General features: G+C 64.7%; 4 protein-coding genes and 2 tRNA genes. All 6 read right to left on the reverse strand.

The features are described from left to right. Positions 1 to 3: 3 nt before the first annotated feature. Positions 4 to 76, reverse strand: a tRNA-Ala gene (locus A9W95_RS07865). A gap of 157 nt (positions 77 to 233) precedes the next feature. Then, positions 234 to 307 (reverse strand) — tRNA-Ile (locus tag A9W95_RS07870). Positions 308 to 400: 93 nt separating this feature from the next. Then, on the reverse strand, positions 401 to 1,309 hold the full coding sequence (locus A9W95_RS07875) for a DUF3566 domain-containing protein (RefSeq protein ID WP_067410490.1): 909 nt from the start codon (positions 1,307 to 1,309) through the stop codon (positions 401 to 403). Positions 1,310 to 1,375: 66 nt separating this feature from the next. Continuing rightward, a complete protein-coding gene (gyrA, locus tag A9W95_RS07880; protein WP_067410492.1) occupies positions 1,376 to 4,471 on the reverse strand; it encodes an intein-containing DNA gyrase subunit A in 3,096 nt (1,031 codons plus the stop codon). Between the two features lie 35 nt (positions 4,472 to 4,506). Next, complete coding sequence (gene gyrB / locus A9W95_RS07885; protein ID WP_067410495.1) at positions 4,507 to 6,540, reverse strand: DNA topoisomerase (ATP-hydrolyzing) subunit B; 2,034 nt, start codon at positions 6,538 to 6,540, stop codon at positions 4,507 to 4,509. Between the two features lie 243 nt (positions 6,541 to 6,783). Beyond that, on the reverse strand, positions 6,784 to 7,162 hold a 379-nt coding region (locus A9W95_RS07890; RefSeq protein ID WP_067410498.1), incomplete at its 5' end, for a DUF721 family protein.

Genomic DNA, 7,162 nt, shown 5'->3' on the forward strand with positions numbered 1-7,162 from the left:
TTGTGGAGCCTAGGGGAATCGAACCCCTGACACCCGCCTTGCAAAGGCGGTGCTCTACCAACTGAGCTAAGGCCCCTCTTCGGTCCCCGGTGCGAGGCCAGGCGCGTCACCAGGAGGCATATCCGGCGCCACGTGCCAGACTTCGACATCACGCCGCGACCGCAGCACGGCTGCCACCGCAACAGCCGCCGCCACGGGCAGCACGAATTTCACGCGACGTCTGGACATGGTCGTGGGCCTAGGAGGACTCGAACCTCCGACCTCTTCGTTATCAGCGAAGCGCTCTAACCGCCTGAGCTATAGGCCCGTACACCGCTTACGGCCGAGCGACGAGATTACCGCACTCGCCGCCCGACCCCCAAAACGCATCCACCTCGTTGCGATCGCACGCCCGATCCATCTAGTCCCGGTCGGCCAGGGTGACTTCGATGCCGCCGATCAGATCCGTCGTCAAGTTATAGACGAACGCGGCGATGGTGGCCATCGCGGTCATCAGCACGATGTTCACCAGACCGATCAGCACCGCACCGCCGAAGATCGTGCCGCTGGAGACCAGTTCCCCGCTACTGCCGCTGGTGTTGTTGAGCAGGTCGCCGACGTTGCTGTTGAGCTTGGCCCACACACCCATGCCGCCGAGCACCAAGTACAGGAACGCGACCGCGATCATCCAGACGAAGAACAGCGCCACCGACAGCAGCAGCGACACCTTCAACGTGCTCCACGGATCGATCCGCCGGATCTGCATGCTGGCCCGAACGGGTCCGCGGCCACGGCGCGGGGTCACCTGAACGCGGGACTCCCTGCTGTCGCGGGTCTCGGTTCCGGTCGAACGGCTCGCGGTGGCACCGGTCCCTGTCTCGGCCGGGCGTTCCACGCTGGGCTTGCGCGGAGTGGGACGCGGGACGGGGCCGGACAAGTCGGGCAGTTCGCTGGCGTAAGCCTCGGCCGGGCGGCTCTCGTTACGCGTCGGCGGCTCGGGACTGCGGGCCGGCGGGTCAACCTCAGGCGCCTTGGCGGGCGCCGACGGCGCGGCGCTGCCGGAGATGAAGCGGTTAAGCCGAGCGTCGGCGGCCGTGGCCTGCCGCGGTTCGGCACCCGCCTCAGAACTCGACCATTGCGCGTCGGAGGTCGGCCATTGGCCGGAGTGCGACGGCCGCGAACCGCCCCGCTGCCACGGCGGCGAGTCACCGGCATCAGGTAGGCGGCCGGGTCCGGTCGTCGCCCGGTGCGCACCGGTACGTTCTGCCGAACCATCCCCATTGGGGGTGTCGCCCCGACTCGGGGCGCCCGGCTCATTGGGTGAGGTCACGGGAGAACTCCTAACATGTCCCAGCCGCTGAGTGTAACGGCCCTGCGACGATGCGGGCCGCAGCGCCTAGCTGCTCGACGGCTCTTCAGCTTCGCCGACGACTTCCTCGGCGTTTGCTTCGGCGTTGCGCGCGATGGCCAACAACGTGTCGCCGTCACCGAGGTTCATCAGTCGAACGCCCTTGGTTTGGCGTCCGGCCTTGCGGACCTGGCGCGCAGCGGTACGGATCACGCCCCCGCCGGAGGTGATCGCATACAACTCGCTGTCGTCGTCGACGATCAATGCGCCGACCAGCTTGCCGCGCCGACGGTCGAACATGACAGTCAGCACGCCCTTGCCGCCGCGGCCCTGCACCGGATATTCCTCGATCGCCGTCCGCTTGGCGTAACCCCCCGATGTCGCAACCAGAAGGTAGGTGTCCTCGCGAATCACGTTGAGCGACAACAGGTAATCGTCGGCGTTGAATCGCATGCCCTGCACGCCGGAGGTGGCGCGGCCCATCGGCCGCAGCGCCTCGTCGGTGGCCGAGAACCGGATCGACTGGCCGTTGGCCGAGACCAGCAGCAGGTCATCGTCGGCCGAACACAGCACCGCCCCGACCAGTTCGTCGTTGTCGCGCAGATTGATCGCCACGATCCCGCCGGACCGGTTGGAGTCGAAGTCGGTCAGCTTCGTCTTCTTGACCAAACCGTTGCGGGTGGCCAACACCAGATACGGGGCGTCTTCGTAGCCTTGGATCTGGATCACCTGGGCAATGCGCTCCTCTGGCTGGAACGCCAGCAGGTTGGCGACGTGTTGACCACGCGCGGTACGCGAGGCCTCCGGCAGCTCGTAGGCCTTCGCCCGATAAACCCGGCCCTGGGTGGTGAAGAACAGGATCCAGTCGTGGGTCGAGCACACGAAGAAGTGCCGGACGATGTCGTCTTGCTTGAGCCCGGCGCCCTGCACCCCTTTACCGCCGCGCTTCTGGCTGCGGTACAGGTCGGTCTTGGTCCGCTTGGCGTAGCCGGTTTCGGTGATGGTGATGACGACGTCTTCGCGGGCAATCAGATCCTCGTCGTTGACGTCACCGTCGGCGGCGATGATCCGGGTGCGACGGTCATCGCCGTGCTTGTCGACGATCTCGGCCAGTTCGTCACGCACGATGGCGCGTTGACGTTCCGGCTTGGCCAGGATGTCTTCCAGGTCGGCGATCTCGGCCTCGATCTTGGCCAGGTCGTCGACGATGCGCTGGCGCTCCAGGGCGGCCAGGCGCCGCAACTGCATGTCCAGGATGGCCTGGGCCTGGATTTCGTCGATGTCCAGCAACTCGATCAAGCCGTTGCGGGCGATTTCGACGGTTTCCGAGGCGCGGATCAACGCGATTACCTCGTCCAGCGCGTCGAGCGCTTTGACCAAACCGCGCAGAATGTGGGCGCGTTCGTTCGCCTTGCGCAGCCGGTAGGTGGTGCGCCGCACGATGACGTCGAGTTGGTGTTCGACGTACAGGCGGATCATCTGGTCCAGGCGCAGGGTGCGCGGCACCCCGTCGACGATGGACAGCATGTTGGCACCGAAGCTGGTCTGCAGCTGGGTGTGCTTGTAGAGGTTGTTGAGCACCACCTTGGCCACGGCGTCGCGTTTGATCTCGACGACGATGCGCACACCGACCCGGTCACTGCCCTGGTCTTCGACGTTGGAGATTCCGGCGAGCTTGCCGTCTCGGACCTGTTCGGCGATGGAGGTGATGAAGTTGTCGTGGTTGACTTGATAGGGCAGCTCGGTGATGACCAGTGAGGTGCGCCCGCGTGAATCTTCTTCTACCTCAACGACTCCGCGCATGCGGATGGAGCCGCGGCCGGTCTTGTAGGCATCGGCGATGCCCTGGGAGCCGACGATCAGTCCGGCGGTGGGGAAGTCGGGGCCTTTGACGCGATCCATGACCGCGGCCAGGGTGGCCTCTTCGTCGGCTTCGTGGTTTTCCAGGCACCAGAAGACCGCTTCGGCCAACTCGCGCAGGTTGTGCGGCGGGATGTTGGTGGCCATGCCGACCGCGATGCCGCCGGAGCCGTTGGCCAGCAGGTTGGGGAACCGGCTGGGCAGTACGGTCGGCTCTTGCACCCGGCCGTCGTAGTTGGGGATGAAATCGACTGTCTCCTCGTCGATTTCACGCAACATCTCCATCGCGAGGGGCGTCAGCCGCGCCTCGGTGTTGTGGCTGACAAATCCGTTGGTGAGGAACGCATGATCCTCTGTGTCAACCCGCAAACTGTAGACCGGCTGTACGCCGGCGGCGGTCACGGAGGCGACGCGCGCGTAGTAGAAGCGGCCGTCGGTGAGGTCGGTGGCAATTGCGACCGCGTCCGCATCATTGCCGTGGAGGGCGAGAAAGCCTTGAAGGCCGGGTACCTCGTCGACCGTGGGCGTTATGCACGTCCTTATCGGCGTGTCGCATCCATAAGCCACACACTGGGTGCTCATGACGACATAGTCGCCCGGTCGAATCTCCTGGATGAGCTTCCAGAGAAGCGTTGGCACACCACCAAGATTCACCAGGCATAGCAGTGGATGGTTTGCCGTGCCGGTTACTTCATGACCGTCCACCGTCTGAACTCGGAAAGTCGGGTGCTCACCCGAATGGAACAGGCGATCTGCCAGGACGGGCGCACCGTGCCGGTCAAGCACCTTAAGCTCAATCACGGTGTCGCTATTCGGGTTAGCGTCCGGTACTACATCCGCGATACGGATCGAGCGGCCATCAGGAAGTGCCACCAACGCATCACCGGTAACGCAGTACCTCATGGCGGCTGGCGGGTCATTACCCGGGGAACCGAAGTTTCCCTGCCCGTCGACCAGCGGGTAGCGCAGCGACCACGGCTGCGCCATGCGCACCAGGGTGTCGTAGATCGAGGCATCGCCGTGGGGGTGATAGTTACCCATCGTCTCGGCGACCGACCGCGCCGATTTGGCGTGGCTGCGATCCGGCCGGAACCCGGAGTCGTACATGGCATACAGCACCCGCCGGTGCACCGGCTTGAGGCCGTCGCGCACCTCCGGCAGCGCGCGGCCCACGATCACGCTCATCGCATAGTCGATGTAGCTGCGCTGCATCTCCTGCTGGATGTCGACCGGTTCGATCCGGTCGCCGGCCTCGTCGCCGGGTGGCAGCGTGGTGTCAGTCATCTAGTCCTCGTTCTAGGGTTTGAGGTCTGCGGTCGTCAGACGTCAAGGAAGCGAACGTCTTTGGCGTTGCGGGTGATGAAACTGCGGCGCGCGTCGACGTCCTCGCCCATCAGGATGGAGAACAACTCGTCGGCGGCCGCGGCGTCATCCAGGGTGACTTGGCGCAGCACCCGCACCGTCGGATCCATTGTGGTTTCCCACAATTCCTTGGCGTCCATCTCGCCCAGACCCTTGTAGCGCTGAATGCCGTCTTCCTTATTGATCTTCTTGCCGGCCTTGAGCCCGGCCTCCAGCAGGCCGTCGCGCTCCCGGTCGGAATAGGCGAACTCCGGATCGCTGCGCTGCCACTTCAGCTTGTACAGCGGCGGCTGCGCGAGGAACACGTGACCGTGTTCGATGAGCGGCCGCATGAACCGGAACAACAACGTCAGCAGCAGCGTCGAGATGTGCTGGCCGTCCACATCCGCGTCGGCCATCAGCACGATCTTGTGATACCGCAGCTTGGCGATGTCGAATTCGTCGTGGATGCCGGTGCCTAACGCGGTGATGATTGCTTGCACCTCAGTGTTTTTCAACACCCGGTCGATGCGTGCCTTCTCGACGTTGATGATCTTGCCGCGCAGCGGCAGAATCGCCTGGAACATCGAGTCGCGGCCGCTCTTGGCCGAGCCGCCGGCCGAGTCGCCTTCCACCACATACAATTCCGACTTACGCGGGTCGGTCGAGCGGCAGTCGGCGAGCTTGCCGGGCAGCCCACCAAGATCGGTGGCGCTCTTGCGCCGCACCAACTCCCGCGCCTTGCGCGCGGCGATCCGCGCCTGCGCCGAGGACACTGCCTTGTTCACAACGGTTTTCGCGTCGGCCGGGTTGGCCTCGAACCAGTGCGTCAGCTGCTCGTTGCACACCCGCTGCACGAACGACTTGACCTCGGTGTTGCCGAGTTTGGTCTTGGTCTGGCCCTCGAACTGCGGCTCACTGACCTTGACCGAGATGACGGCCGCCAGCCCCTCACGGATGTCGTCACCGGTGAGGTTGGGGTCCTTGTCTTTCAGAAGTTTCTTGTCCTTGGCGTACTTGTTCACCACGGACGTCAGCGCACTGCGGAACCCTTCTTCGTGGGTACCGCCCTCGTGGGTGTTGATGGTGTTGGCGAAGGTGTGCACCGACTCCGAATAACCTGCGTTCCACTGCATGGCGATTTCGACTTCGTGACCCGGTCCCTTGCCGGAGAAGTCGACGATGCTGCTGTGGATCGGGTTCTTGGTCCGGTTGATGTGCTTGACGTAGTCAACCAGGCCGCCGGGGTAGTGGAAGGTGCGGTGCTTCACCTTGTGCGGCGCCGCGGATTCGGCCGCCTTCTCCTCGGCTGACTTGGGCGCCTCGGCCGTGTCGCTGACCACCTCGTCGACGATCTCTTCTTTGCTCACCCGTTCGTCGGTGAGGTTGATCGTCAATCCCTTGTTCAGGAACGCCATTTCCTGCAGTCGCCGCGCCACCGTCTCGAAGTCGTACTCGGTGGTTTCGAAGACGTCCGGGTCGGCCCAGAACCTGATGGTGGTTCCCGTCTTCTTGGTGGCTTCGCCCTGCTTGAGCGTTCCGGGCACGGCCCGGTCGTAGAACTGCGACCACTCGTGGCCGTCGCGGGAGATGTCGACCTCTAACCGACTCGACAGGGCGTTCACCACGGACACGCCGACACCGTGCAAGCCGCCGCTGACGTTGTAGCCGCTGTTCTCCCCGCCGAACTTGCCGCCGGCGTGCAGCTGGGTCATCACCACGTCGACGGTGGGGACGCCGGTGGCGTGCATAGCAACCGGGATCCCGCGGCCGTTGTCGGCGACTTCAACTCCGCCGTCATCGAGCAGCCGCACGTCAACCTGCGTCGCATAGCCGGCCATCGCCTCGTCGACCGAGTTGTCGACCACCTCCCAGATGAGGTGGTGCAAACCACGCTCTCCGGTGGAGCCGATGTACATGCCTGGGCGTTTGCGGACGGCCTCCAGCCCTTCGAGAATGGTGATGGATGCAGCGCCGTATTCCTCTTGGGCCTTCTTCTTCTGGGCAGCCACGTCCGAGTGCTCTCCTTGGGGTTTGAGTGCGAGCGGTCACCTGACCGCAGCGGTCGCACTCCACCATCCTACCGTGATTGGCCGTCCGCACCGATTTTCTGGCCGCGTTTCTGCCCATCTGGTCGCGCCGTGCGCTCGATATCTTCGCCAGGGGCGCGTCCTGACGTTGGAGATGCGGGTCCGTTTCGTTCTAGCGGCTCTGAGCCGTTGCGCTTCGGGCCCTCTCCGCCCCTGTTGGAGACGTTATCCGTAGGTGTCGCGCGGGCCACGGCCGGAGATATGCCGCGGCCCTTTACGCCACGACGGCCGCACCGGCCCGGTGATCTTCAGCGATGTCACGACGCCGTTGCCGACCGCGGCGGCGATCTTGGCCAGCAGTTGGGCTTGCATGATCCGCAACTGGGTGGCCCACGCCGTCGATTCAGCCGTCACACTGAGCACACCGTCGGTCAACGCGGTGGGAGTCGCATGGTCGGCGATCTGCTGACCCACCACCGCTGGCCACTGGCCGAGCACCGTGCCTTCGGCGACGTGGGTGGACCAGCCGCGCTTTTTTGCTAGGTCGCGCGCAACGCTGCCCAGCGGCTGAGGGTCGCGCAGATCCGGACCCGGACCCGACCAG

Source organism: Mycobacterium sp. 1423905.2 (assembly GCF_001673155.1).
GTDB lineage: Bacteria > Actinomycetota > Actinomycetes > Mycobacteriales > Mycobacteriaceae > Mycobacterium.